The sequence below is a fragment of the Flagellimonas marinaquae genome (assembly GCF_003992675.1).
Classification (GTDB): domain Bacteria; phylum Bacteroidota; class Bacteroidia; order Flavobacteriales; family Flavobacteriaceae; genus Flagellimonas; species Flagellimonas marinaquae.
In genome coordinates, this window is sequence record NZ_RZMZ01000004.1 from 319,678 (window position 1) to 345,293 (window position 25,616).

The following is a 25,616-nucleotide window of genomic DNA, read 5'->3' on the forward strand; positions in this document are numbered from 1 at the left end:
CATGGCAGGTATGACCAATATAAAAGATTTGGCAGCAATCCTTAAGGTTTCCCCTTCAACGGTGTCTAAGGCCCTGGCGGACAGTCCCGAGATTAGCATGGAAACTAAGAGGCGGGTCAAGGAAATGGCAGATTGTCTTGGGTATGTGCCCAACCACTATGCCAGGAGCCTAAAATCAAAATATACGAAGACCATAGGGGTTGTCGTCCCCAATGTTGTCGACGACTTCTTCGGCAAGGTTTTGCACGGTATCGAAAAAGAAGCTTCAAAGCATGGCTTTACGGTACTGATTACATTTTCGAGCGACAAAAAAAAGCAAGAGGTAAGGAATCTGGCAAGTTTGGTCAATCATTGTGTGGACGGGATATTGATTTCTTTCTCAAAGGAGGCCCAAAAAACCGAAGATTATACCTCTATCCAACGAATTATGAACCATAGCCTACCTATCGTTATGTTCGATCGAGTGTTCAATGACCTTGCATTGGACTCGGTAAGCATGAATGATTATCAAGGCGCTTCCATGGCAACCGAACATTTGTTGGCTACTGGTTGCAAAAAAATAGGGTTCTTATCGTCCATTTCGGATACCAGCGTTGGACAATCCAGAAAGCAGGGTTATTTAAATGCATGGAAGGAGCAATGGGGTTCCACCAATAAGCCTACTTTTATCGAGTTCAGTAATTATAATAATTTCAAACAGGTACTTTCTACCGCTCTGAACAGGCATGGATTGGATGGTATCCTCGCTGCGGACGAGCTATCCGCCATATACACATTGAATACCGCCCGAGAATTGGGGTTCCAGGTGCCTAGCGACCTAGCCATTATAGGCTTTACCGATGGCCCCATGGCCCGGTCGGCTTTTCCGGCCTTGAGTGTAGTGTCCCAACAAGCGGAAAAAATGGGTTCAAAGGCTTTTGCATTATTGAGAAATCGGATGACGAGTTCCAATAGCAAAAAGAAAAAAACGATCATAACCCCAGAACTATTGCTCAGGGGAACAACAAAGTCATTGATTGTAAAGGATGTCGAAAGAGAAATAAAACACTAATTCATGATACGAAAGAAAAATACCATGGTAATTTGCCATTTCGCAGTATGTATCCTGCTATTGCTGATAGGATGCGATGGTAAAAAGGGAAATGCCCACGGGGAAAGTAAGGGACTTGCCAACGATGGTAATGAAGTCATCAAAAGACAACCGGAAAATGTAAAGGCACCAGATGGAATGGTCTGGGTGCCCGGAGGAAAATTTTATCAGGGGGGCGTTTCGACGGACAAGATGGCCATGGCCCATGAAAAACCGAGACATGCGGTCGAGTTGGACGGTTTTTTTATGGATATCCATGAGGTGACCAATGCACAGTTTGCCCGATTTGTGTCCGAAACGGGCTATGTTACGGTGGCCGAACGGGAAATCAAATGGGAGGAAATGAAAAAGCAGCTGCCTCAGGGCACTCAAAAACCCCATGATTCTATACTGCAGCCGGGTTCATTGGTATTCAAAAAGACAAAGTCCAGTGTTTCCAACCTCTATGATTATTCGCAATGGTGGGAATGGAAGATTGGTGCCAACTGGAAGCAACCCTATGGCCCAAGAAGTAATATTCAAGGGAAGGATGATCATCCCGTGGTCCATATCGCCTATGAGGATGCGTTGGCCTATTCCGATTGGGCAGGACGAAGATTGCCCACGGAAGCCGAGTGGGAGTATGCTGCCCGTGCAGGAAAGGACGATAGTATATTCTTTTGGGGCGATGATGTCTCCCAGCTGGCCTTTCACGCCAATACTTGGGAAGGGGAGTTTCCGGTCAGAAACACCCAAAAGGACGGCTTCGAGCGAACTGCTCCAGTGATGTCTTATCCAAAAAATGATTTTGGCCTTTATGATATGGCAGGTAATGTTTGGGAATGGACCAGTGATTGGTACAACACCAATTATTATCAAGAAATGTTATCCAATACGGCAGCACCCAAAAATCCCAGGGGCGCAGAAGTACCTTTCAATGGTAACAACCCCTATGTAAGGGAACGGGTGATAAAGGGAGGTTCATTTCTTTGCAGTGCCTCCTACTGTGCCAGCTATAGGATTTCGGCACGGATGGCCACCAGTCCCGATTCCGGTATGGAACATCTGGGCTTTAGGACGGTGCTCGCTGCAAATGAAGTAATGGATAACAATAAAAAATAGGAGATTATGATACTTGTTACAGGCGGACTCGGATATATTGGGTCTCATACGGTGGTCGAGCTTTGTAATAAAGGCCATGAGGTAATCATTGTCGATGATTTATCAAATTCGCAGCTTAGCGTGTTGGATGGGATAGAAAAATTATGTGGTCATCGCCCAATATTTGAAAGGGTAGATCTCAAGGATAAAGTAGAGGTGATGGATTTCTTCAAAAAGTATCAGGAAATTACCGGTGTTATACATTTTGCAGCTTTAAAGGCTGTTGGTCAGAGTGTAGATCAGCCCCTTTTATACTATGAGAACAACCTTGTTGTTTTGATTTACCTTCTTCAAGAGTTAAAGAAAATGGGAGGGACCAACTTCATCTTTAGTAGTTCCTGTACTGTATATGGTGAGGCAGACAAATTGCCTATTACCGAGGCAGCTACTGTTAAGCCTGCAACATCGCCATATGGCAATACCAAACAGGTGGGAGAGGAGATTATCAGGGATACCTGTAAGGTGAATCCAAAGCTCAAAGCCATAGCACTGCGCTATTTTAACCCGATAGGGGCCCATTCATCAGGAGAAATAGGGGAATTGCCCATAGGAGTGCCACAAAATTTGGTTCCCTTTATTACACAAACAGCTATTGGCCTTCGTGAAGAGTTGTCCGTTTTCGGTGATGACTATCCGACGGAGGATGGTACCTGTATCAGGGATTATGTCCATGTAGTGGATTTGGCTAAGGCCCATGTTGCGGCCTTAGATCGTCTGATGCAAGGAAGGAATGATTTGAATTACGAAGTGTTCAATCTGGGAACGGGGAAGGGGAGCTCTGTTCTGGAAGTCATCCAGAGCTTCGAGCGTGTATCGGGACAGTCGTTGAACTATAAAATTGTGGATAGAAGGCCTGGTGATGTGATCCAAGCCTATGCTGATACAAAAAAAGCAAATGAAGTTCTGGAATGGCAAGTAAAATACAACCTTGGTGATGCCATAAAATCTGCATGGGATTGGGAGCAAAGAATAAAAAAAACAACTACAAAGGGTTAATCAAAAAATATGGAAAACAGTTTTGAATTTTGGGACTATCCGGTATTCGTACTATATGCACTTGTGGTATTGTCGGTAGGGCTTTGGGTTTTCCGGACGAAGAAAGGGACAACGAAGAGTGCATAAGACTATTTTTTAGCTGGAAAATTCCTGCCATGGTGGGCGATTGGAGCCTCATTGATAGCGAGCGGCCAACATTTCGGCGGAACAATTTATTGGCATGTCTGGGTCAGGTTTTGCCTTGGGACTGGGCATTGCCTCCTATGAATGGATGGGGGCTTTGACCTTGCTGATCGTGGGAAAGTATTTTATTCCCATTTTTATTGAGAAAGACCTATATACAATCCCGGAGTTTATTGAAAAACGATTCTCAACCAACTTAAAATCCATTTTGGCCGTGTTCTGGGTCTGCTTGTTCATTTTTGGGAACCTTACCTCGGTGCTGTATTTGGGAGGAGGTCATAATGATAATTTTATGAATTTAGCGATGTCCTAAAAGGGGTAAGGCTACAGAACCTTTCTTTTTACGTGAAATAGTAGTTGTTGAAACCTCTGATATCATAGAGAATGCGACTAATACACTTCCTGAGAAATGCGCAAAGATTATTAGGTTAAGCGCCAAGGGTTTAACAAACGCCAATATAGCTGAGTGACTTGGATTGTTAGTTAATACAGTCAAAACCCAAAAAAAAAATTGCTTTCAAAAGATTGAAGCCAATCTTGAAAGAGCATATTTTCCTTATTACATTCTTTTTTGGTAACTAATAAGGGTTTCAAATGTTAATTTTTTGCTGAATCTCTTTTCTTTTACACTTATTTTCACCCTCACATTATTTTTTCCCGTCTAATATTATACAATCCTAATCTGAACAGGTTTGTAATCTTAATTTTTTATGTCATTTTAATGTTGAACGCCTGTGTGTCCCACAACCTGGCTACAAGTGCCCATTATACAAGGAGTGAGGAAAGTGCTTCGGCGCTGAGTTTAGGGTCCGGACATTATGGGGTTAACCTTTCATATAAGTCGATTACCCGGGAAATGGTGGATGCATGCGCAGGAAAGCTTGGCGAAGTATTGTACAATAGGTGTTCCTATATATTGGAGGAGAACCAACGGGTCTTGGATGCCGCCGAAGCCTTACAAAAAGAGGACATTGTCGCTTTGGGCAACTTGCTGAACAAATCACAGTTGGGACAACGCAAAAAATACGAGGTCAGTTGTCCGAAACTGGATTTTTTGGTCGAAATGTCGCGTGCGGAGCAGGTCATTCTAGGAGCTCGAATGGCCGGTGTTGGCTTTGGTGGCTGCAAGCTTAATATCTTCCATGAAGATGAGGTCTAGAGATATATTGAAAAAGTCTCAGGAGTTTATTAGGCAAAGTTTGGAATAGATCTCTCTCATTTTATCACAAGGCCCAGTCAAGGACCCCGATTAATTGAAAAACGTTGGCAGTGAATTTTAGAGGAACAAGCGCACAAAAGGTACAATATACTGACAGGTGAAAGAATATTGTTATCGCCTTTTTTAAAAGTCTAGGAAGCTATTGTCATATCACATGTAAAATGTCTAATCATTTTTTGAATCATGATTTATGGGATTGTTTAAAAAAGATCCATTCGGACATATACTTTTTATAAAAAAATGGCTCATTTGTATTATGGGATTTATCACTCACAGGCGTTTTCATGGGTTTAATAAATTACAAATAGAAGGTTCTAAGATTATTAAATCCTTACCAGATACCAATGTGCTTTTCATCTCAAATCATCAAACTTATTTTGCTGATATTATGGCTATGTTTCATGTGTTTAATGCCAGTCTAAGTGGGCGGGATGATTCGATAAAAAATGTGAATTACGCCTGGAATCCGAAATTAAATATTTATTTCGTAGCCGCCAAAGAAACTGTTAAAGCTGGTTTATTGCCAAAAATATTGGCTTATGGTGGGGCTATTACTGTTGAACGGACTTGGCGTTCTGGGGGGCAAAATGTAAACCGCCAAATAAAAATGAGCGATATTTATAATATTGGTAAAGCTTTAGATGATGGTTGGGTAATAACATTTCCCCAAGGTACAACTACTCCCTTTAAACCCATCAGAAAAGGAACGGCTCATATTATCAAACGTTACAAACCAATAGTGGTGCCTATTGTTATTGATGGGTTTAGACGTTCTTTTGATAAAAAGGGATTGTTAATTAAAAAGAAAAACATTTTTCAATCTTTTAAAATAAAGGAACCTCTCGATATAGATTACAATAACGAAACAATCGAGGCAATTGTAAAAAGAATTGAATATGCAATCGAGCAACACCCTTCGTACCTTAAAGTGATTCCCCAAAGCGAACGTGGAGATATATAAGAAATAAAAACAGAAAGTGGGAAGTTAATTTTTGGGGTTAATTAGGGGCGAGTTTTACATTTTAATCTTTCTTTAGTAGAACTTTTTTCAGTATTTCACCGTGTGTTTTCTAACCATTTTTAAAATCAGTCTATAAACAAATTTATGATGAAGTAAAAAAGGTATTTCCATTGCAATTCAGTAAGCAAAATTATCGAACAAAAGAACTTATTACACCGAAATAATTATTTAAAGAGCACCAGTATTATTAGTTTGTTTTTCATTATCACAAGGTTTTATTGCTATATACAGCATTTAGTGATTTTACTAAACATATTTATTGATAATTACAAGTATCTCATAGTGTATGACGGCTAAATTATTCCTTGATTTAGATTATTTTTTTTGGGAACCAAATATTTTTATTTCCAAGTGGAATAATTTTGAATTAAGATGGTATGCTGTACTTTTTGTATTAGCTGCTTTCGCAGGAAGATTTGTTGTTGTCTATATTTATAAAAAAGAGGGGAAATATGATAAGTTGGCTGACCTACAACTAGTTTATATGATTTTAGGCAATGTTTTAGGAGCAAGAATAGGTCACATTATATTTTACAACCCTGAGATACTTTCAATTAATTTTTTTGAATTATTTAAATTCTGGAAATCAGGTTTAGCAAGCCATGGAGCTGCTATTGGAGTTCTTGTAGCTATGAGTATTTATTCTTATGAGTTTAAAATTGAAAAGTTTAAGATTAAAGTAAAAGACCGATTAAAACAAGGTAATAATTATCTTCAGATAATGGATAGAATTGTTATTGGAGTTGCCTTAGGTGCTTGTCTTGTAAGGGTTGGTAATTTTGTGAATTCCGAAATCATCGGTAAGCCTACTGGGTCCGATTATGGCATAATTATGACAAACCCATATTCTGATAGATTGGAAACGACCCTGCCATTTGTTGAAAATGTTAATTACAAAAAGGGCCATGGCTCCATTTCTTCTGGATACCCTTATGTGGATATAACCATTGAGTTCAAAAATCAAAAGTATTTTGAGGAACGAATACGAGCTGGCGTGGATCGATTATTGCTAAAAACAATGCCAGTCAATAGAGGGCCTTACGATCATATTATAAATCCAAAAGGTAAAAATTTGGCATACACGTTTATCAGAACCAATGATTCTTTTAAGGTTAATTTTGAAGCTGTTGGAGTGAACAGACACCCCACTCAGTTGTACGAATCGCTAACGTATTTTATACTATTTCTATTGTTGTTTTTGATCTGGGTCCGGAATAGGGAAAAGCTTCGCCCTGGTCTACTTTTAGGTTTGTTCATGGTTTTACTTTTTTCATTGAGGATTTTGCATGAATTTTTTAAGGAAAATCAAGTGTCGTTCGAGAATGAAATGATTTTGAATATGGGCCAGATTCTAAGCATACCTTTCGTTGTTCTAGGCTTTTTGGTTTTATTTTTCAAAAATCTTCATACCTTGGTTCATGAAAAATGTGCATAAAAAGTCAGATACACTGTTCATTGCCATGTTGAGGATATGAACTGTACTATTTTTTGTACTGCTTTATTTGCCCATTTATTAGTAATCAACAATTGATCATTGCAACCAAGTAAAGGGCATAAATTAAAATTAAATGAGTTCAATAGGATCTACGAGAAGACCTATACTCCCTTGTGCCTTTTTGCCAACCATTTCTTAGAAGATTTGGAAACTTCTAAAGACGTGGTGCAAGAAGTATTCGTTAAAATATGGGAAGATAAGATTGAGTTCATAAATGAGAATACTATCAAATCTTATTTATATACTTCGGTAAGGAATAGGTCTTTAGATTATCTAAGAAGTAATTCGTATAGAAAAACGTTTCCATTAACGACGAAAAAATTGAAAGAATTGGAAACCGAACCGTTCTTTTTACGTGAAATAGTAGTTGTTGAAACCTCTGATATCATAGAGAATGCCATTAACACACTTCCGGAGAAATGCGCAAAGATTATTCGGTTAAGCGCCAAAGGTTTAACAAATGCCAATATAGCTGAGAAACTTGGATTGTCGGTTAATACAGTCAAAACCCAAAAAAAAATTGCTTTCAAAAGATTGAAGCCAATCTTGAAAGAGCATTTTTTCCTTATCACATTCTTTTTTGGCAATTAACGAGGGGTTCAAATGTTAATTTTTTGCTGAATCTCTTTTTTTTCACACTTATTTTCACCCTAACATTATTTTTTCCCGTCTAATATTATACAATCCTAATTTGAACAGGTTTGTAATCTCAATATTTTATGTCATTATTTTCTAAAGTTATAGACTTATCAAAGCAACTAGCCACTGCCTTACTCAGGGAGGAAAAACCATCTGCTTTTGAAAATTCCGAAATCTTTGACCAAAAGGACAAAGATTACATTTTGAGTAAATTGACAAACAAAGCTGAGATTAAGGCGAGAATAAAATTATCTAAGCAAATCGACAAGAAAAAAGATTTTAAAAAGATAAAAGGTAAACTCAATCTGCCTGGTGAAAACTTGTATTGGCGCTATGCAGTAGCAGCTTCTGTGGCTTTATGTATAGGTTCTGCAATGTATTTCTTTACGGAATATATGCCCGAGAATCCTAATGTAAATACCATTCCCGTTAATATGAATGCCAAAACTATTGAGCCTGGTTCAAGTAAAGCAATTTTATTGTTGGAAGATGGTTCTGTTGTTGCTCTGGAAAAGGGCAAGTATTATGAGAATAACAACATTAAAAGTAATGGGGAAGAGATAGTGGTCATACCGAAAAATAATGCGTATCCTGAAATAGCCTATAATTATCTAACAATACCCAGGGGAGGGCAGTTTCAAATTAAATTATCAGATGGTACGCAGGTATGGCTAAATTCTGAATCGCAATTAAAATTTCCGGAAACCTTTGTGGATGGAGAAACACGTACTGTCGAGTTGGTATATGGAGAAGCTTATTTCGATGTATCATCAAGTGTCGAGCACAAAGGTTCAAAATTCGTAGTACTAAACCAGAATCAAGAAGTTGAAGTCTTAGGTACTGAATTCAACATAAGGGCCTACAAAGATGAATCACATGTATATACCACATTGGTTGAAGGCAAAGTACAAGTAGGGAATGGTATTTCAATTCAAAAATTGACGCCTAATGAACAATCACAACTTGATTTAAAAAATAATAGCTTCACGGTATCCTTAGTCGATGTTAATTCAGAAGTTTCATGGAAACAGGGCGTGTTTAGTTTCAAAGGAAAACCGCTCAAGGAAATTATGAGAGTAATATCTAGGTGGTATGATGTTGATGTGGTTTTTGAGGATAGTAAACTGGAAGATATTCGGTTTAGAGGAGTTTTGGGTAAGGACCAAGATATACAAGAATTACTATCAACCATTAAAAGTTTAAGTATAATCAAAAATTATGAAATAAATGACAGGCAAATTATTATAAAATAAAAAAAGGCAATAAGGTTTAGACCGTCCAAAGTACAAAACCCTATTACCTAAAATCGTGTTAATCATCAAATGATAACTAACAAACTACAAACTTATGAAAAATTTAGGTGACTGCATATCCTTCTATTTGCGGAGGAGGTTACTGCTTGCAATTATGAAATCCATTATCCTACTTTTCTGCACAACGATTTTTGGATTTACAACCAATGATGTTCTATCTCAGAACTTTAAAATCAAATTTGATTCAAACAAGATTCTTTCTCTTGACCAAGTTTTTGATATTATCGAGGAACAGACTGATTATAAGTTCATTTACCAAGAAGGAATATTTGATAAATATCCAAAAGTTAAAGTAAAAAAAGGATTTATTACAGCTAATGAACTACTTGAACAAAGTTTCTCAAGTGGTAATCTTGAAGTTACGGTTGGAGTCAATAATACCATTATTGTGAAGGAAGGAACTATCAAGGCCAATAAACCCATTTCTAATATACAATATAGAATTACAGGTCTAGTTACTGATGAAACGGGTACACCACTTGCTGGGGCATCCGTAATTGAAAAAGGAACAACCAATGGTACCCAGACTGATTTTGATGGTAATTTTTCTCTTGATGTTACTGATGAAAATAGCATTTTGCTTATTTCGTATATTGGTTTTGGGACCAAAGAAGTTTCTGTTAGGAACCAATTAGATTTAACAATACAGTTAGTAGCTGAAGCATCAACCTTAGATGAGGTTGTAATTACAGGTTACGGTTCTCAAATCAGAAAGACTCTTTCCAGTTCTATTTCAAAAGTGGATGGCGAGGATATTGAAAGAACGCCTTTACCTTCTTTTGAAGCGGCACTTCAGGGAAGAGCAGCCGGTATTCAAGTATCGACAGGTGGTGCAATGTCTGGTGCACCTGTAAAGATTCGTATTCGAGGAACAAATTCTGCTCTTGCCAGTTCAGACCCTTTATATGTTATTGATGGTATAGTTGTTCAATCGGGCACTCAATCCAATCCCAATGCTCCAGGTGGCTTTTTTCTAGATTTTGGAACCAATGTTCTGGCTAATTTAAATCCTAATGATATAGAATCTATTGAAGTCTTGAAGGATGCTGCTGCAACATCAATATATGGTTCACGGGGTTCAAATGGTGTCATTTTGGTTACAACTAAAAAAGGCTACAAAGGTAAAACTAAGCTTAATCTTAGCTTAGATACAGGTTTGTCTGAAACAACCAATCGTCTTGAATATGTTGATGCTAAAGAGTATATATTTTTAGCACAAGAGGCATGGTATAATTCTGGTAATGACCCAGCTGATTTTTGGAATAGTAGCGGTGTTCTTGTTGATGGGTTAACCAAAGAGGAAGCACTCAACACAAATACGGATTGGCAAGACCAAGCTCTTAGAACAGGTTTTTCCACTAATTTAAATTTATCAATATCCGGTGGAAATGATAAAACCCGATTTTATATTTCTGGGGGGCTTTTAGATGAAAATTCGATTTTTAGAGGTAATGAATACCTCAGGTTAACCACTCGCACAAATCTTGATCACACCATAAATGATCGTTTGAAGGTTGGAACATCCATGACCTATACATTTGTTGACAATAATCCGATTCCAGTTCAGGAAGCACTGGGCAAGTCCACAAATTCCTTACCTATATGGCCAGTAAAAAATGAGGATGGAACCTTTTTTAGACCCATTGGCAATGTAAGGGCGGCCATCGAATCGTGGGATGTGAATATAAAAAGTAAAAACTTTCTTGCTAGTTGGTATCTTAATTATAGAATTACAGATAAGCTTGTATTTAGGTCTGAATACGGTTTAAACTCGCTCAACACTATTGATCAACAATTTAGAGATGGATCTATTAATTCCGATGGACAGGCGACTGCGTTTATTGCCCTAGGGGATAGAAATTCTTGGAATTTTAAAAATTTAGTTAACTATTCCAATAAAATCGGGCATCATAATCTTGATATTTTAGTTGGGATCGAAAGTCAAAAGACCACTCAAAAGTCATCGGTAATTTCTGGGAGAGAATTTATAAACCCTGCATTAAAGACCCCACAAGATGCAGGCCAAATACAAGCAAATTATGATGAAGGAGCCTTTACATTTATGTCTTATATATCTAGACTGAATTACGATTATAAAGGCAAATATCTGTTATCGTTAACTGCTCGAAGAGACGGTTCTTCTCGTTTTGGCATTAACAATAAATGGGGAATATTTCCCGCAGCATCTGTTGGCTATATCCTAAGTGAAGAAGCCTATTTTAGCCCTTTAAAAAAAGTAGTTAATTTTTTGAAAATTAGGGGAAGTTATGGATTGTCCGGCAACGCAGAGATAGGTAACTATGTTTATGCGACAACCTACGCCGAAAGCAATTATGACGGTAATAATGGAATTACCCTGGCGAACATTGGGGATGACCAATTGGGTTGGGAGACAACAGAACAGCTGGATTTGGGCGTTTCAATGGAACTTTTTGATGGAAAGATCAGAGCTGAAATTGATTATTATGACAAATTGACTTATGATCTCTTATTGCCTGTTCCTGTGTCTATTGTTACAGGTACAAGTCAGGTAACGACAAACTTAGGAGATATCAGTAATAAAGGCTTTGAAATTATGTTAGGTACAACTAACATAGAAAATAAAAACTTTTCCTGGAACTCTGAATTTACTTTTGCACGTAATGTAAATGAGGTTATAAATTTAGGGGATAATAATGATGGAATTATTATTCCTGGTTTATTCGGAAGCACCGCTATTTTTAAGGGTTTACCTATTGGCGTTCAAGCTGCACCAGTTTGGTTAGGAGTTGACCCAGCGACGGGTCAGGACATTTATCAAGATACTGCTGGCAATGCACTTCGTTTAGATCAGGCCATTGATGAATATGGGTCAATAAATAATTTCATGAATGCCAATCAAGTGCCTTTTGGCAACCCCTTTCCAGATTTTACAGGAGGATTGAGCAATCAGTTTAAATGGAAAAATTGGTATGCTAATGTCTTGTTTACTTTTGAATATGGAGCAGATTACATAGCATCGGGAGAGGCTATTAATTCCAAATTTGCTTTTTCAAGTTTTTCCGCCACGCCACTGCGCAATGTGTTAAATAGATGGAGACAACCAGGCGATATAACTCCGATTGCACAGGTAACGACAGCTCCGACCAATTTTACTCAAACAACTGAATTCGTATCCGATGTTGATTTTATAAGGATGCGAGATTTTACTTTGGGCTATATTCTACAACCAAAAAATGTCAACGCATTTGAGAGTTTGAATATTTACTTGAGACTTACAAATTACTTGACCTTCACAAATGCAAAACCTTGGGTTTATGATCCAGAGAATTACCGAAACGGTGGTAACCTCAATTTACTTGGTAGATGGAAATCCTCACCTCAAGCCAAAACTCTTACCCTAGGTATAAATTTCAATTTCTAGTAAAAGACACATAAATTTTTTTTAAAATGAAAAGAATATTTTACAGTTTATTTTTATTAGTGTCCCTAATTTCTTGTGAAAAATTTTTGGACGAATCGCCACCAATAGGACTGTCTTCGGATAAACTTACGGACATTGCTTCAATGAATGCATTGATCAATGGGACTTATGCCAATTTACGATCTTTCACTGCATACACATCCATGATTACTTCCACCATAGTTCATGATGTTAATATTAGAAGAGACCCTAATTGGATTCCATTCACAAGGTGGAGTGAGACAGGATTACCGCCAGTGTTCACAACAAATTTATACGGTGATGGTTTTGCGGCACTTAATAAGATTAACACGGTCGCGAATGCCAATGTTCCTGAAATGATCGCAACCCAAACCGAAAAGAACAGTGTTTTGGGAGATATGCATTTTCTAAGGGCGTTGGTATATTTTGACATGAACAATTATTTTACCTTGAATTCATCTGGAAATTCAGTTCCATTGGTTTTGGATGTCTTGGGTGTTAATGATAGAGTAAGTGTGGCGAAATCGTCGGAAATAAGAACTCAAATTGAGGAAGATATTGAATTGGCCCGCTTATATTTTGAAAATTCGGCAGGGGTTTCCAACTATGAAATTGCCACGGCTTTGGCCGCAAGGATATATTTTTTTCATGAAAAATATGATTTAGCCTACCAAAGGGCTAATGAAGTTGTTGAATCTTCAAAGTATTCTCTCGAATCTGAGGTCACGGCTCCCTTCGTTACTGGAAATGGTTCTCCAGAAGTGATTTTTTCGATTTTGTTCAATGCGGCAGAGGGTTGGCCTGGTGCAGCCCGGGTAAATTTTGAAAGTTATCAGGATGATAAAGAACGTGGAATAGCATCTTTGAATCCGTCGAGTTTACTTGCACAATTAAGGAACGCAGACCCTAATGATAAAAGGCATTCTGATCTATATACAGAAGCTGGTGGCTTGGTTTATGCAAATGGGAAATTTCCATCCAATCAAACAGATTATATCTACTTGAGGTACTCTGAAATCCTATTGACTCGTGCCGAGGCCAATATAATGAGAAACAATGGTGCGATAAATGTTCAAGATATTGAAGATGTTAATGCAGTTAAGAATAGGGCAGGGGCCACTGATACAATAACTGGAAGTCCAGATTCCTCCTTTATGTTAGAGGCTATCTATCAAGAAAGATCCAAGGAATTGGCTTTTGAGCATGGAGACCGTTTTCTGAACATTCGAAGACTTCAAAAAGGGATATACAACGAGGATGGAACTGAGGAAATTCCTTTTTCTGAATATGTAAACCAGTTGGTCTTTCCATTTCCACTATTTGAAGTTGAATTACATGATTTACAACGGTAATTAATTTAAATGTTTTATTGAGAAACCATCATACTAACAACTTAAACATATAAAAGAAGATACATTATGAAAAAAATAATCTTAGCAGCAAGATTTATATTTATTGGTCTGTTCCTCATGGGATGCGAAGAGGAACTAACAGTTCGTCAAGACGCATTGACGGCTTATGCTGTAGATATAAATGGTACATGGCAACTTTTCAGCATTAGCAGAAATGGGGAGGATTTATCAGGCAAAATTAGCTTTACTGATTACACTTTGGATTTAAATAATGACGGTACATTCAATCTAAGTTCGTCAAAAGTACCTTTCCCCACGCTGAGAACTTCTGGTGCTAGTTTTATAAGTGGGAATTGGGCTTTTAATGATGATTTTCAACCAACCGAAATTCAATTCTCCAACGGACCTTCAATAGTTCCTACGAGATTGGACCAACCGTTATTTGGTTCAAACAATACCACTTTGTCAATTACATTTAGTTTGGGATGTGCCACTAATACCTATTTATATCAATTTAAAAAGATCTAAAAATGAAAAAATCTTATAAATTATTAAAAACCATTGCTGCCTTGTCAGTAGCACTACCACTTATATTTCTTTTCGTTACATCCTGCTTTCTAATAACTGAAGTAGATCAACCAAGTTCTGTAAGTGCAGGAGAAACGATGACAGTTACTGTTAATGTAGCATTTGATTCTGAAAACAATGGTGCCAGTGATAAAATTTTATTATTTGGGATGTTGGTACCTAAAAGTTGGGATGCAGCTAACAATGCTACGGTGCGTTATGATTCAGATCATAACGCCAATCCAGACCAACCAGGTAGCGGTACAATGACCTTTGACGATGGAGACCTTACTTTTTTTAAAAGCCAATCAAGAGGAGCTGATGGCAATATAACTGGAAATACTTGGTCACAGGATATGGAAGAAATATTAGGTACTGGAGAGAATTATGGTGAAATGGAATGGGTAGCTTTTTATTCAGATAATTTTATAGATGCTTCAAATGCTGCATTTGATGGAACCGTAACAGTTCAAATTAAAGTAGGTGACCAACACACAGGAACTCAATTAGCTTATTTTATTGGTAATATTGGAGATGGCCTTAAATTTGAAGAAGGAGGATCAACCCCAGAAGCATCTTCAAAATGGTACGACGTTGATTTCACAGATTGTCTATCAATTACTGGTGCTGCAGCAAGTGCCACTGATTTATGTGGACCACCGCCTTCTTTGACAGCTACTATTTTACCAGAGAATTATTTGTTTGATGATATCATTTCGATACGATTTGACGCAAAAGAAGGTATAGAAGGTGCAAATACCGAACTTTTTAATGCTGGCGAAGTTTTTGTATGTGCAACAGCCATGTTATCAGATGGTACCAGTATTGTTAAGTGTGATAGAGATGATGCTTCAAAAATGACCCTGATTGGCGATAATATTTGGGAACTTTCTTTATGGTCACCAGATTATTTTGATATTCCTGAAGGCAAACTAATGACAGAAATTCATTTGAATTTTCAGAACGCAGATGGCAGTATCGTTGTTAAAAATCCAGGTTTTGATGAGGATATAATTTATAGTCAAGTCTGCAATTAAGTTTTATTTACGCAAGAAGTGAATATATAAATTGAGTTAGTTTAGTTTTAGTTAATTCTTAAAGGGCTGGCATTACGGTCGGCCCTTTTCTTATTGAGATTCAAGTAAAAAATGATACCTAAAAAGAGTAAAACAATACCTCACAGAGTTGTATTAAGTTTTTTTTTGCTAGGTCCGTTATTATATATATATGGTCAAATAGAACGGGTTGAACCTCCTTTTTGGTGGGGAGGTATGGAGAATACTGAGCTACAACTGATGATTTATGGGAAGGACATAAAAAAGTTAAGTCCTAAACTGGAATATGCTGGTGTGACCATTAAAAGAACGGTGGCAGCAGAGAATCCAAATTATCTATTCATATATCTTGAAATAGATCCCGAAACCCTACCAGGGAAAATTGAAATTTCTCTTACAAATGAAAAAGGCAAGATTCAGGAAAAATTGACGTATGATCTTTTAAAGCGTGAAGAAAATTCTTCTCAACGCATGGGGTATAACAGTTCGGATGTAATGTGCCTTATTACTCCAGATCGTTTTGCGAATGGAAATCCTGACAATGATACAGTTGAGGGTCTGTTCGAGCCTTTGGGGCGTGAAGATAAGTGGGGTAGACATGGGGGAGACATAAAAGGTATCGAGGATCATTTGGATTATTTGTCTGAAATGGGTTTCACGGCTGTATGGATTAACCCCATTTTGGAGAACAATCAAAAAAAATATTCCTATCATGGATATTCGACCACCGATTTTTATAAAGTAGACCTTCGTTTTGGAACCAATAAGGAGTATGAGGAACTCTCGAAAAAAGCAAAATCAAAGGGTATTAAACTGATAATGGATATGATTATGAACCATTGTGGATCTGGTCATTGGTGGATGACAGATTTACCTTCGTCAGATTGGATTAATAACCCCGAGCATTATACTGAGACAAACCATAGGCGTACTACATTACGAGACCCTTACACATCAGACTATGATAAGGAGATTTTTACTGATGGTTGGTTCGTTCCAACAATGCCAGATTTAAATCAACGAAATCCTCAGCTAGCAGAATATTTGATTCAAAATACTATTTGGTGGATCGAATATGCTGGCCTTAGTGGGATTCGGATGGACACCTATCCGTATTCCGACAAAGACTTTATGACCGATTGGACCTGCTCAATAATGCGGGAATACCCCAATTTTAGTATATGTGGGGAAGAGTGGAGTTTAAACCCAGCAGTATTGGCCTACTGGCAACAAGGGAAGCAGAACCCAGATGGGTATACATCCTGTCTTCCTGGATTACTCGATTTTCCAATCCAAAATGCGCTTGTCACCTCGCTTACGGAGAAGGAAAATTGGGACAATGGAATGATCAACCTCTATACCATGCTCTCCAATGATTTTTTATACGCAGATCCCTATAAACATGTCATTTTTCCTGATAATCATGATATGAGCCGTATTTATTCTCAGCTTGGCGAGGATTATGATTTGTTCAAATTGGCCATGGTCTATTTCACCACCATGCGGGGAACACCACAATTTTACTATGGGACAGAAATATTAATGTCCAACACAGGAGATAATAGCCACGGCAACATACGAAGTGACTTCCCTGGGGGGTGGCAGGGAGACAAAATGAATGCATTTACTGGAAAAGGATTGACCAAGAGGCAATTGGAAGCCCAAACTTTTGTTAAAAGACTGCTCAATTGGAGAAAGAAGACAAAGGTTATACATCATGGAAAGTTGATGCATTTTGTTCCTGTAAATGGGGTTTATGTTTATTTCAGATATGATGAAAGCGAAAAAGTAATGATCGTTTTGAATAAATCCAGAGAAAAAAGGGAACTGGACTTAAAACCGCTAGCGGAGATGCTCAATGGCATTGATTCGGGGCTAAATATTCTCACGTCAAAAACAATCCCTCTTCATAAGTCTATCAATGTTGAGGCTAGGCAACCCATGATTATCGAGTTAGATTAACATTAAGATATTCATTTATAAACTACAATTGACGGGAATGTCATAAACAAACATTCTCGAAAATAAATTAACCTATACATTAATTATGAAATTCTTTAAATTTTTAACTATACTATTAGTTTCCACTAATTTATATTCACAAACTGCGGGTTATTTAAACCCAATAATCCCTGGAGGACATCCCGATCCTTCTATTTGTAGGGTGGGTGATGATTTTTATATTGTTAATTCCACCTTCGAATATTTTCCTGGCCTACCCATCCATCATAGCAAGGATTTAGTGAACTGGGAATTAATTGGCTATGGCCTTCATCGTGAAAATCAGGCTACTGGTGAAGTAAATCTAGTAGATGTACAGCAAAACGGGGGTATACATGCCCCAACCATACGCTACAACAACGGTGTATTTTATATTATTGTAACCAATGTATATTCACCACCTTCTGGGGGATCTGGACAAATGGTAAATTTCATTATCACTGCCACAAACCCAGAGGGTCCTTGGTCTCAACCACATATAATTGAAGGGGCCCCAGGTATTGATCCAGACCTTTTGTTTGACGATAATGGAAAAGTCTATTTTGTTGGTACGCATGCTGTAGGTAAACCTAGTGAAAATGGAATTGGTGAAATCTGGGTTCAGGAACTAAATATTAAAAAATGGAAATTGGAAGGTGAACGCTATTCAGTATGGAAAGGGGCTTGTGGAGGTTGCTGTGTAGAAGGGCCGCACATGTATAAAGTAAACGGTAAATATTACCTAATGGTAGCAGAAGGAGGAACAAGCCATAACCATTCTGTAATGATAGCTGCAAGCGATAAAATATCTGGACCGTTTAAATCAAACCCACGAAACCCCATTTTGACTTCCCGTCATTTGTCTTTAAACAATTGGGTACATAGTACGGGACATGCCGACCTCGTTGAATTGAAAGATGGCCGCTGGTATATGGTAGCCTTGGGAATAAGGAATGACAAAAATGGAACCTCGAATATGGGGCGAGAAACATACCTTATGCCTCTTGAATGGGAACCTGTTACCGTTGGTTGGGAAGAGGTTTCCATTGGTAATTGGCAACCGGTAAAATACGATTTTCCAGTAGTAGCACCGGAAAGTGGAAAAGTGGAGAGATATACGTCACTTCCTTTTGAAGACAAAGCACAATATTACAACGATGCTTTTACCGACAATTTTGACGCTCTGGAACTGGAACATCAATGGAACTTTAGAAGGGTACCCCTGCCTAAAACATACTCATTGGAAGCAAGAGAAGGTTTTTTACGGTTATATCTAGGACCGCAAACTTTTAAATTAAGAGGCCAATATAGCTTGATGGGTATTCGCCAAAAAGAGAGCGATTTTGAGTATAGTGCTAAAATGAACTTTACGCCAAAAAAAGAGAGGGCGGAAGCCGGTATCAGTATTTTCCAACAAGACGATAATTATGTGAATTTTACAGTTGAGAAGAAAAATGGCGACGTCAATTTAAAGTTGACCACCAAAGGTTTGGATAAGGATTTGGCAATTGCAAAACAAGAAACACTTGAAATGTACAAGGGCGAAGTTGTTCTTAAACTGATTTCCAAGAACGATACCTATCAATACCTTTATTCTCTTGACGGAGGAAACAGTTTTAAACATTTTGCTGACACCGAAAGTGACATAGTAATATGTAAGGGATATATTGGATCTTACTTAGGAATATATGCTACAAGTAATGGTAAACCAACAAAAGAGTATGCCGATTTTGACTGGGTCAGCTATAAAGGATTTCCACGTTTTTAGATAATTAAACAATGATGAAGCAAATATTAAGTGTAGTTGGTTCAACCTTTGTTAGAGTTTTTCTTTTTATAATGGTCTCCTGCACCCCAAAAGAATCTAACATAAAATTATCGGACATGTTCACCGATAATATGGTCTTACAACAAAAGAGTAATATATCTATATGGGGCTGGGCCACATCTGGGAGTAAAATAAAAATTGAAACCAGTTGGGGAGCAAATATTTCTTCAATAACTGGTCAAGATGGAAAGTGGTTAATGAAAATTAAAACCCCTTCTACAGATGGAAAAGCTCAATCGCTAACGATTTCTTCCGCAGATACCACTATTGTATTAAACAATGTATTGTTGGGCGAAGTCTGGCTTTGTTCAGGGCAATCTAATATGGAAATGCCTGTAAGCGGTTGGTTGCCCAATGATCCGCTTGAGAATTCAGAGGTGGAAATTAATACAGCTAATTATCCGTCTATCCGCATGTTTACTGTAAAACGAAATAAATCGTTTACTCCCCTAGAAACTTGTCAAGGCACGTGGAAGGTTTGTAATCCTGAAAATGTCCCTGGATTTTCAGCAACCGCTTATTTCTTTGGACTGAAATTACATAAAGAATTGAATGTGCCCGTTGGACTAATTCATTCAAGTTGGAGTGGTTCACCAGCCCAAAGTTGGGTGGAAGCAGACTTTGTGGAGAATGTTGTTGGATATGAAGATATCAAAGGAAAGATTGCGATGACTATTGATTCATCCTCAACTTACAATAAATGGCTGACTTCTATGAAGCGAAAGGCTCAGGATAAATTTATTCAAAATAAGGAATTTAATTTGTCAGATATTGGTTTTGAAGGGATAATGAATGCGGATTATGATGATACAGCTTGGGATACTGTGCAAACTGCTACAATGGATAAGGTGTTTCAACGCGATAATTTTAACGGAATGGCCTGGTTTCGTCAGGAATTTACCTTTGGAGGCAACCCAAATTCGGATGACTATTGCATATTTCTAGGAAGGGTTGATGATCTTAACACAGTTTTTATAAATGGTTCTTTGGTCGGGCGTAAAGAGCACTGGGGCAACAATGAAGACGAACAGTCTTATGCTATCCCTTCAGGAGTTTTAAAAAAAGGAAAAAACATTCTGGCAGTAAGGGTAATTGATGTCTGGGAAAAAGGAGGGCTCTTACAACAACCATCAATTCAGAACAATGAAGGAAAGGTAATACAACCTTTAAGTATTAACTGGAAATACCTACCTGTTGCCATACTCTTGAATGAGGATTTTTATATTTTAAAGAACGGGTTTGATGACAGGGTAAATCCAAATCCAAATGTTTTACCCTTAAACTCACATACACCTACAGTACTATACAATGCAATGATTGCCCCTTTAATACCGTACAATCTTAAAGGTGCAATTTGGTACCAAGGGGAGTCCAATATCGGTGAACCAGACCAGTACCGAAGGTTATTCCCGGCAGTGTTCAATAGTTGGCGAAGCAACTGGGGCATTGGAGATTTTCCATTTTATTATGCTCAGTTAGCCTCGTTTGATTATGGAAGTGACAAAGTAGCTGAACTACGTGAAGTACAATTGGAAACACTACAAGAAGAGAATGTGGGAATGGCCGTAACTATGGATATTGGAAGCCTAACTACCATACATCCACCTAATAAACAAGATGTAGGAAAAAGATTGGCCCTTTGGGCATTGGCCAAGGATTATGCACAAGACTTTGTTTATTCTGGTCCTCTATACAAAAGTGCGGAATTCAGTAATGGTAAAGCCATTGTTTCTTTCGATCATGTTGGCAGCGGTTTGTATTGTCCAGATAAAAAGGTGAGTGATTTTGAAATAGCCGGTGAGGACTTGGTTTTCTATAAAGCTGAAGCTGTTATCCAAGGAAACCATGTGATAGTGCAATCAACAGAAGTTACACAACCAAAAATCGTCCGATTTGCATGGAATGACACGGCCATGCCGAATCTATTTAATAAGGAGGGACTGCCCGCTTCACCGTTTAGATCATCCAAAAGTATTAATGAAACTCCTTAATCTACGTCAAAATTAACAAATAGAAATTTTGAATAAATCCAAAGCCCTCTTAATGATTAAAAATATGAAATACAATATACTACCTATTGCATGTCTATTATTTTTCTCAAATTTAATATTAGCTCAGCAATACAAATGCATTTCCGAGATGGATCTTAAGGATAAAATAAAAGGATATTGGCTTGGTCAATTAGTAGGGAATTATATGGGCTGGCCTTTTGAATTCATGTATAATGATGGACAACCAATTCCCATCCTAGTAGATAGATATTATACGTCAAGAGACAACCCTATGAATTTGAGAATTCACACTGATCGCAGGGGTCATATTGACGTGCTTGCAAACACCTTTAATGGTGCTTGGAGCGATGATGACTCTGATATAGAATTTGTTTACCTACATGCAGTTGAAGAGTATGGATTGGATATTACAAATGAAGAAATTGCCAAAGTATGGAAAGCACATATCAATCGGTTTATTTGGGGAAGTAACCGTCAGGCCCGTCAATTAATGGATCAGGGGTTAATTCCACCTGAAACGGGAAAAGAAGGCAATAATCTTTATTGGTGGCATATTGACCCCCAACTTGTTAATGAAATATGGAGTGTATTTTATCCGGGAATGTTAGATATGGCGATTGAAAAGGCTACTTTGGGTGCTCATGTAATGAACGATAGTTGGGGAACACATCCAACTTTATTTTATGCGGTATTGTATAGTGGTGCATTTATAGAATCGGATATTATGAAACTTTATCAAATGGGAATGGATGCATTACCAAAAGATAGCCCCATGCTTTCGGCCCTTGAGAATTTAAGAAAATGGCATAAGAATAATAAAAATTGGAAGGACACCCACAAATTAATTTATGACAATTATTATAAATATCCAGTAGATACGGGTGAATATAGTAACCATAATAATAATGTAAATGCAATTATAAACGGGCTTTATGGCGCAATGGCTATTCTTTATGGGGAAGGCGACTTTCAGAAGACTGTGGGAATTGCAGTGAGCTCAGGTTTAGACTGTGATAATCAGGCTGCTACTTGTGGTGGATTTATAGGGGTCTTGAAGGGAAGTAATAGTATCCCTGATCATTTAACTAAAGACCTCGGTAGTGGCGAGGAATGGGATAGACCTTTTAATAACCAGTATATAAATTATTCTCGTGACGGACTGCCTAATATGACCCTTATAACAGATATTGTTGAACGGATTTATTTCATAGCCGAAACCGCCATTTTAGCAAATGGAGGCGAGAGGTTCGAAAAAGATGGAAAAGTATATCTGACGATTCCTTAAAATCTGTAATGGATGTTTGAATTAGGCATCTTTAGAAATATTCTGGATTTTATAAAACGCTAAAAAATGAGTTTTATGATTAAAAAATTATTCTTTAATGTGTATGTATTATAGAATTACATGGAATATTCTATTCTTAACCTACTTTGAGATTTTTCCTAAAAAAAGGTTTGGCAACTTTTATTATGGATTCTATAAAACTATCAGCAACAAAATCTTCCTAGGTGTTCTCTAGCCTCCTAACGAAGTAGCACTTAATAATAAAGTATGTATTGGATAGGTTTCGATATTGGTAGCTCCTCCATAAAGGTCGCTTTGATCAGTGCCGATGATGGGGCTCCCATCGATATGGCTCAGTACCCCGAAAAAGAAATGTCCATCAACTCCATAAGACCTGAATGGGCAGAGCAAGACCCCCAGGTCTGGTGGCAGAACCTTTGCATCGCCACCAAAAACCTGATCTCCAAGAACAGCATTTACAAAAACCATATCAAGGGCATCGGCATCTCCTACCAGATGCACGGGTTGGTGATCGTGGACGAAAAGCTCGAACCCATACGCCCCTCCATCATCTGGTGCGATAGCCGTGCCGTGGCGACCGGGGAAAAGCTGTTCCAAACAGTGGGAAAGGAAAAATGCATCCACCGCCTGTTGAACTCCCCTGGTAACTTTACCCTGTCCAAACTCAAATGGGTGAAGGACAACGAGCCCGAAAACTATCAAAAGGTGCACAGGTTCATGCTGCCCGGGGATTTCATTGCGCTTCGCCTATCGGGAGAGTGCACCACCACACCCTCCGGGCTTTCCGAGGGGATCATGTGGGATTTCAAAGAAAACAGGGTGGCCGATTGGCTGCTGGAAGAAGCAGGAATCGACCCGTCACTCGTCCCCGGGATACGCCCGTCCTTTTCAGAACAGTGCAGGGTCGGCAAAAAGGGCGCCGAGGAATCAGGACTGCCCGAGGGCATCCCCATAATGTACCGTGCCGGGGACCAGCCCAACAATGCCCTGGCCCTCAACGTTATGGAGCCCGGCCAGATCGCAGCCACAGGAGGGACCTCCGGAGTGGTCTATGCAATCTCCGAAGAGCAAGGGACCCGGGAGCATACGCGAATCAACAGCTTTGCGCATGTCAACCACACTAGCGACACCATCAGAATTGGCAAACTGCTGTGCATCAACGGTACCGGCATTCAGTATAGCTGGATCAAGAATGAACTGACTCAAGGGCTTTCTTACAACGAAATGAACCAACAGGCCGAAAAGGTCGCCATCGGGTCCGATGGTCTTTCCATCCTTCCCTTCGGCAACGGTGCGGAGCGCATGTTGGAAAACCGTGGAAAAGACTCACGCATCCTAAACCTCAATTTCAACATCCACAAAAGACCCCATCTGTTCCGGGCAGCCCTGGAGGGCATCGCCTTTGCCTTTGTGTACGGCATGGAAATCTTGCGGAATGACGGGGCGGACATCCGATCTATCAAAGTGGGCAACGACAACCTTTTTAGGGCTGGCATATTCTCCAAGACCTTGGCAGCCCTGTCCCAAAGCAAGATCGATATAGTGGAGACCACTGGTGCAATGGGAGCGGCAAGGGCAGCAGCCTATGCCCATGGCGACTTTGCCAGCATTGGCGAAGCGACCGCCACCGATACCGTACAGTTGACCTATGAACCTGAAAACAATGCAAACGAGTACCAAGAGGCCTACCAAAACTGGAAAAAGGCCCTGGACGAATATATTGATTAACTGAACACACACATTATGATCACAACGGGAGACAACGAATTTTTCAAGGGAATCGGAAAGGTACAGTTCGAGGGAAAATCCTCTGACAATCCCTTTGCCTTCAAATATTATGACGAGGACAGAAAAGTGGGCACAAAGACCATGAAAGAGCATTTCAGGTTCGCCATTGCCTACTGGCACACCTTCACGGGCGTTGGGGCGGATCCTTTCGGGGCCCCCACCATGGACTTTCCCTGGCTGAAAAGCACCGATCCCGTCCAACAGGCCAAGGACAAAATGGACGCCGCCTTTGAGTTCTTCACCAAGATCGGTGCACCCTACTTCTGTTTCCATGATTTTGACCTGATAGATGAAGGGAACAGCTTGGCAGAATCGGAAAAAAGGCTGGAAATCATCACGGACTATGCCCAGGAGAAAATGAGGGTATCCGATGTAAAATTGCTCTGGGGCACGGCAAATTGTTTCAGTAATCCACGCTATATGAACGGAGCTGCTACCAACCCCGATTTCGACGTGGTAGCGGCCGCCGGTGCACAGGTGAAAAATGCCCTCGATGCCACCATTAAACTGGGGGGTGAAAACTATGTATTCTGGGGAGGCAGGGAAGGCTACATGTCCCTGTTGAACACCGATATGGGCCGGGAACAGGACCACATGGCTCGCTTTCTCCACATGGCTAAGGACTATGCCCGCAAACAGGGCTTCAAGGGTACCTTCTTCATCGAACCAAAGCCCATGGAGCCCACCAAGCACCAATACGACTTTGATGTGGCGACCGTAATCGGTTTTCTTACCAAATATGACCTTTTGGACGATTTCAAACTCAACATCGAGGTCAACCATGCCACCTTGGCCCAGCATACCTTTGAGCACGAGCTGCAAGTGGCCGCGGACAACAATATGCTGGGCAGTATCGATGCCAACAGAGGGGATTACCAGAACGGTTGGGACACCGACCAGTTCCCCGTGGACGTTTACGAACTGGCTCAGGCCATGTTGGTCATCCTCCAGGCCGGCGGATTCCAAGGTGGGGGCATAAACTTTGACGCGAAAATACGGAGGAACTCCACCGACCTCGAGGACATCTTCCATGCGCACATCGGGGGAATGGACGCCTTTGCAAGGGCCTTATTGGCCGCAAACGATATTTTGGAAAACTCCAAGTATCTTAGCCTACGTAAGAATCGCTATGCTTCCTTTGATGCTGGTTCGGGAAAGGCATTTGAGGAAGGCCAGCTTTCACTGGAAGACCTTTACGCCCATGCCAC

Annotated in this window: 19 protein-coding genes; all 19 read left to right on the forward strand. The window is 39.2% G+C overall.

The window, feature by feature from the left end; translation table 11 throughout:
* The first annotated feature begins 1 nt into the window (after window position 1).
* Complete coding sequence (locus EO130_RS02705) at window positions 2-1,051, forward strand: LacI family DNA-binding transcriptional regulator (RefSeq protein WP_127139980.1); 1,050 nt, start codon at window positions 2-4, stop codon at window positions 1,049-1,051.
* A gap of 3 nt (window positions 1,052-1,054) precedes the next feature.
* Window positions 1,055-2,191, forward strand: coding sequence for a formylglycine-generating enzyme family protein (locus tag EO130_RS02710; RefSeq protein ID WP_206513113.1), 1,137 nt, complete (start codon window positions 1,055-1,057; stop codon window positions 2,189-2,191).
* A 6-nt stretch (window positions 2,192-2,197) separates the two neighbouring features.
* Window positions 2,198-3,226 (forward strand): UDP-glucose 4-epimerase GalE, encoded by a 1,029-nt coding sequence (gene galE / locus EO130_RS02715; RefSeq protein ID WP_127139981.1) that lies wholly within the window; start codon window positions 2,198-2,200, stop codon window positions 3,224-3,226.
* A 220-nt stretch (window positions 3,227-3,446) separates the two neighbouring features.
* Entirely contained in the window at window positions 3,447-3,722 is a 276-nt protein-coding gene (locus tag EO130_RS15665; protein WP_313781245.1) for a sodium:solute symporter family transporter, read from the forward strand.
* 408 nt (window positions 3,723-4,130) lie between these two features.
* A complete protein-coding gene (locus tag EO130_RS02725) occupies window positions 4,131-4,568 on the forward strand; it encodes a hypothetical protein (RefSeq protein WP_127139982.1) in 438 nt (145 codons plus the stop codon).
* A gap of 250 nt (window positions 4,569-4,818) precedes the next feature.
* Window positions 4,819-5,589, forward strand: coding sequence for a lysophospholipid acyltransferase family protein (locus EO130_RS02730; RefSeq protein ID WP_127139983.1), 771 nt, complete (start codon window positions 4,819-4,821; stop codon window positions 5,587-5,589).
* A gap of 346 nt (window positions 5,590-5,935) precedes the next feature.
* Entirely contained in the window at window positions 5,936-7,084 is a 1,149-nt protein-coding gene (locus EO130_RS02735) for a prolipoprotein diacylglyceryl transferase (RefSeq protein ID WP_127139984.1), read from the forward strand.
* Window positions 7,085-7,183: 99 nt separating this feature from the next.
* Window positions 7,184-7,735: an RNA polymerase sigma-70 factor gene (locus EO130_RS02740; protein WP_262707319.1), complete on the forward strand. Its 552-nt coding sequence runs from the start codon at window positions 7,184-7,186 to the stop codon at window positions 7,733-7,735.
* 128 nt (window positions 7,736-7,863) lie between these two features.
* A complete protein-coding gene (locus EO130_RS02745; RefSeq protein ID WP_127139985.1) occupies window positions 7,864-9,036 on the forward strand; it encodes a FecR family protein in 1,173 nt (390 codons plus the stop codon).
* Window positions 9,037-9,130: 94 nt separating this feature from the next.
* A complete protein-coding gene (locus EO130_RS02750; RefSeq protein ID WP_127139986.1) occupies window positions 9,131-12,499 on the forward strand; it encodes a SusC/RagA family TonB-linked outer membrane protein in 3,369 nt (1,122 codons plus the stop codon).
* 26 nt (window positions 12,500-12,525) lie between these two features.
* Window positions 12,526-13,872 (forward strand): RagB/SusD family nutrient uptake outer membrane protein, encoded by a 1,347-nt coding sequence (locus EO130_RS02755; protein WP_127139987.1) that lies wholly within the window; start codon window positions 12,526-12,528, stop codon window positions 13,870-13,872.
* Window positions 13,873-13,938: 66 nt separating this feature from the next.
* On the forward strand, window positions 13,939-14,400 hold the full coding sequence (locus tag EO130_RS02760) for a DUF5004 domain-containing protein (RefSeq protein ID WP_127139988.1): 462 nt from the start codon (window positions 13,939-13,941) through the stop codon (window positions 14,398-14,400).
* Between the two features lie 2 nt (window positions 14,401-14,402).
* Window positions 14,403-15,476, forward strand: a complete 1,074-nt coding sequence (locus tag EO130_RS02765; protein WP_127139989.1) for a DUF4961 domain-containing protein — start codon at window positions 14,403-14,405, stop codon at window positions 15,474-15,476.
* 111 nt (window positions 15,477-15,587) lie between these two features.
* Window positions 15,588-17,456, forward strand: a complete 1,869-nt coding sequence (locus EO130_RS02770; protein WP_127139990.1) for a glycoside hydrolase family 13 protein — start codon at window positions 15,588-15,590, stop codon at window positions 17,454-17,456.
* Window positions 17,457-17,541: 85 nt separating this feature from the next.
* A complete protein-coding gene (locus tag EO130_RS02775) occupies window positions 17,542-19,242 on the forward strand; it encodes a glycoside hydrolase family 43 protein (RefSeq protein ID WP_127139991.1) in 1,701 nt (566 codons plus the stop codon).
* Between the two features lie 11 nt (window positions 19,243-19,253).
* Complete coding sequence (locus EO130_RS02780; RefSeq protein WP_127139992.1) at window positions 19,254-21,293, forward strand: sialate O-acetylesterase; 2,040 nt, start codon at window positions 19,254-19,256, stop codon at window positions 21,291-21,293.
* 64 nt (window positions 21,294-21,357) lie between these two features.
* A complete protein-coding gene (locus EO130_RS02785) occupies window positions 21,358-22,599 on the forward strand; it encodes an ADP-ribosylglycohydrolase family protein (RefSeq protein ID WP_127139993.1) in 1,242 nt (413 codons plus the stop codon).
* Between the two features lie 267 nt (window positions 22,600-22,866).
* Entirely contained in the window at window positions 22,867-24,348 is a 1,482-nt protein-coding gene (locus EO130_RS02790) for a xylulokinase (RefSeq protein WP_127139994.1), read from the forward strand.
* A gap of 15 nt (window positions 24,349-24,363) precedes the next feature.
* A partial coding sequence (xylA, locus tag EO130_RS02795) for a xylose isomerase (RefSeq protein ID WP_127139995.1) occupies window positions 24,364-25,616 on the forward strand: 1,253 nt, incomplete at its 3' end.

Coding starts and splice junctions, on each gene's coding strand:
- EO130_RS02705 (WP_127139980.1), top strand. CDS start 2: ATGGCAGGTATGACCAATATAAAAGATTTGGCAGCAATCCTTAAGGTT.
- EO130_RS02710 (WP_206513113.1), top strand. CDS start 1,055: ATGATACGAAAGAAAAATACCATGGTAATTTGCCATTTCGCAGTATGT.
- galE (WP_127139981.1), top strand. CDS start 2,198: ATGATACTTGTTACAGGCGGACTCGGATATATTGGGTCTCATACGGTG.
- EO130_RS15665 (WP_313781245.1), top strand. CDS start 3,447: ATGTCTGGGTCAGGTTTTGCCTTGGGACTGGGCATTGCCTCCTATGAA.
- EO130_RS02725 (WP_127139982.1), top strand. CDS start 4,131: ATGTTGAACGCCTGTGTGTCCCACAACCTGGCTACAAGTGCCCATTAT.
- EO130_RS02730 (WP_127139983.1), top strand. CDS start 4,819: ATGGGATTGTTTAAAAAAGATCCATTCGGACATATACTTTTTATAAAA.
- EO130_RS02735 (WP_127139984.1), top strand. CDS start 5,936: ATGACGGCTAAATTATTCCTTGATTTAGATTATTTTTTTTGGGAACCA.
- EO130_RS02745 (WP_127139985.1), top strand. CDS start 7,864: ATGTCATTATTTTCTAAAGTTATAGACTTATCAAAGCAACTAGCCACT.
- EO130_RS02750 (WP_127139986.1), top strand. CDS start 9,131: ATGAAAAATTTAGGTGACTGCATATCCTTCTATTTGCGGAGGAGGTTA.
- EO130_RS02755 (WP_127139987.1), top strand. CDS start 12,526: ATGAAAAGAATATTTTACAGTTTATTTTTATTAGTGTCCCTAATTTCT.
- EO130_RS02760 (WP_127139988.1), top strand. CDS start 13,939: ATGAAAAAAATAATCTTAGCAGCAAGATTTATATTTATTGGTCTGTTC.
- EO130_RS02765 (WP_127139989.1), top strand. CDS start 14,403: ATGAAAAAATCTTATAAATTATTAAAAACCATTGCTGCCTTGTCAGTA.
- EO130_RS02770 (WP_127139990.1), top strand. CDS start 15,588: ATGATACCTAAAAAGAGTAAAACAATACCTCACAGAGTTGTATTAAGT.
- EO130_RS02775 (WP_127139991.1), top strand. CDS start 17,542: ATGAAATTCTTTAAATTTTTAACTATACTATTAGTTTCCACTAATTTA.
- EO130_RS02780 (WP_127139992.1), top strand. CDS start 19,254: ATGATGAAGCAAATATTAAGTGTAGTTGGTTCAACCTTTGTTAGAGTT.
- EO130_RS02785 (WP_127139993.1), top strand. CDS start 21,358: ATGAAATACAATATACTACCTATTGCATGTCTATTATTTTTCTCAAAT.
- EO130_RS02790 (WP_127139994.1), top strand. CDS start 22,867: ATGTATTGGATAGGTTTCGATATTGGTAGCTCCTCCATAAAGGTCGCT.